Here is a 1,900-nt window from a genome sequence, read left to right on the forward strand (position 1 = left end):
AGTCGTAGTCGTCGGCATGCTCACGGACCAATCGGACCGCCTTGGCCTTGGTGTTCTCGTCGTACTTGCTTGGCATCGTGCCATCCTTCCCAAGAAAGGAAGTGCGCACGAAACCCGGGACGATTCATACTGATCGCCGCGGTAGTCGTCGCTCTCGGGATTCCGCTAATCACCCACAACGAGAACGACTTCCGGGGTATTCGCAGCGCCCTGCGCATCATCACCGTGTAAGAGCAAGGCCAAGTGGACGTGTTCGAACGGTGCTCCGGGCCAGTTGGATACTGGTAACCCGCCATATTCGATTCCGTCGTATTCCAGCTCGTGAGGTCGCCGCGGAACCGTGAGCGGCGCTACGGCGAGTGAGGTCGATGTTGCGATACCGGCCGACCCGCCCTAGCTTGGTGCGGGAGACCGCTCGTTTACTGGCGGCTGAACGACTCCGCTCCCTCGATGAGGCCGACGTTCTGCCGTCCGCAAGTTCGCGTTGGGCCGGGCCGATACATGGTCCAGGGTGGATCGAGACGAAAATTTCATGACGGTTTCGGTTGAGCAAAGTTACTGCAGCTTGCTCGCGATGCGAGGGCGATATCGCCTGTTTGGTTTTAGTGTTGGCTTCTATGGCCGGACTGAAGAATTACGTGAAGCGCTGGCGCACAGCGCTTCACGTATCCGTGTCGGCACTGATAGTTGCCATCCTCGGACTCGCCATCACCCCCGTAGCTCATGCGGCTGCGGCGACGGCGACGTTGTTGGTCGAACATACGTGGCAGACCGGTTTCATCGCTCGCTTCACCATCACCAACTCGAGCATGGTGCCGCTTACCGATTGGAAGCTTGAATTCGACATGCCGATGGGGCAATCCGTCTTGCACACGTGGAACAGCACCGTCACCCAATCTGGCACGCACTATGTTCTCACCCCTGCGAATTGGAATCGCATCATAGCGCCCGGTGGTTCAGCCACAGGTGGTTTCAGAGGCGTGCTGAGCGGTTCGTACTCGCCACCGTCGAATTGTCTGCTCAACGGGCAATATCCTTGCAGCTAGAGGCGACGGAGCACTGAGCCGGCTCCGACAGTGCGGCGCCGGGTGGCTCCGGGGGATCGCACCCCGGGGCTCCCACAGAACCGTGCTTAAAAACAGTCTCCCGTTACACGGCTCGTCTCATCCAGTCCGTCAGAACTCGGTCATCCACGCCCAGTGGGCGAACAGAGCTGGTGGACGTTGCACCAGGTCTTTCCACCATCTGTGGGCCCGTTTGAATGACCTGAGCCGCTTGAATCTCCGTCGCGCCCATCGCACCAGGTAGGTATTGATGCGTCGCAGCAGGGGGAAGAGCTCGGTCCGGTAGAAGTAGCCGTAGTAGTTCATCCAGCCGCGAACGACCGGGTTGATCCACCATGCCAACTCTGCCAGATCGGTCGTGGTGCGTAGATGCAGCCGCCAGGTTCGGATAACCGCGCCCATGCGTTTGACAGCATCGGCGCTGGCCGCGGGCAGGAACGCCAAGAACATGCTCGACTGGTCCCGCGTCGGGGCCTTCCTGGCCCGAAACGTGTACCCCAGAAACGTAAACGAGGTGTTCGCACAATCGAGACGCCGCCTTTTCCTCGACGCTCACCACGACGGTCTTCAGCCAACGCAGCTCGGGGTGGTTTGACGCCTTCCCCCGAAAGGACGACGCCGAAGGGCCACAAAACCTTCATCTACTGTGGAGCAAGCACTTCAGACAGCCGCCCTACATGACGACTCCTTTCCATACGTCGTGGCGCAAGCCGGGTGGCCCCGGGGGGTCTCACCCCGGGGCTCCCACAGAACGGAGCGTGACAGTCTCCCATCACTCCGCTCTTCTCATCTAGTCCGTTTAGAACTCGGTCATCCACGCCCAGTGGGCGAACATG

At 60.2% G+C, this 1,900-nt stretch carries 2 protein-coding genes; one reads left to right on the forward strand and one right to left on the reverse strand.

Translation table 11 applies throughout. The features are described from left to right. The first annotated feature begins 617 nt into the window (after nt 1-617). Nucleotides 618-1,046 carry a cellulose-binding domain-containing protein gene (locus EET03_RS14480; RefSeq protein WP_063469560.1) on the forward strand — a complete coding sequence of 143 codons (429 nt, stop codon included), beginning with the start codon at nt 618-620 and terminating at the stop codon, nt 1,044-1,046. Nucleotides 1,047-1,175: 129 nt separating this feature from the next. On the opposite strand, the gene EET03_RS14485 is transcribed toward EET03_RS14480, so the two are convergent. Then, complete coding sequence (locus tag EET03_RS14485) at nt 1,176-1,514, reverse strand: group II intron maturase-specific domain-containing protein (protein ID WP_063469561.1); 339 nt, start codon at nt 1,512-1,514, stop codon at nt 1,176-1,178. Between the last annotated feature and the right edge of the window lie 386 nt (nt 1,515-1,900).

This window comes from Mycobacterium innocens, from assembly GCF_900566055.1.
GTDB classification, from domain to species: domain Bacteria; phylum Actinomycetota; class Actinomycetes; order Mycobacteriales; family Mycobacteriaceae; genus Mycobacterium; species Mycobacterium innocens.

Excerpts from the sequence above, each read along its gene's own strand:
- EET03_RS14480 (WP_063469560.1), top strand. The coding sequence starts at position 618 with ATGGCCGGACTGAAGAATTACGTGAAGCGCTGGCGCACAGCGCTTCAC.
- EET03_RS14485 (WP_063469561.1), bottom strand. The coding sequence starts at position 1,514 with ATGTTCTTGGCGTTCCTGCCCGCGGCCAGCGCCGATGCTGTCAAACGC.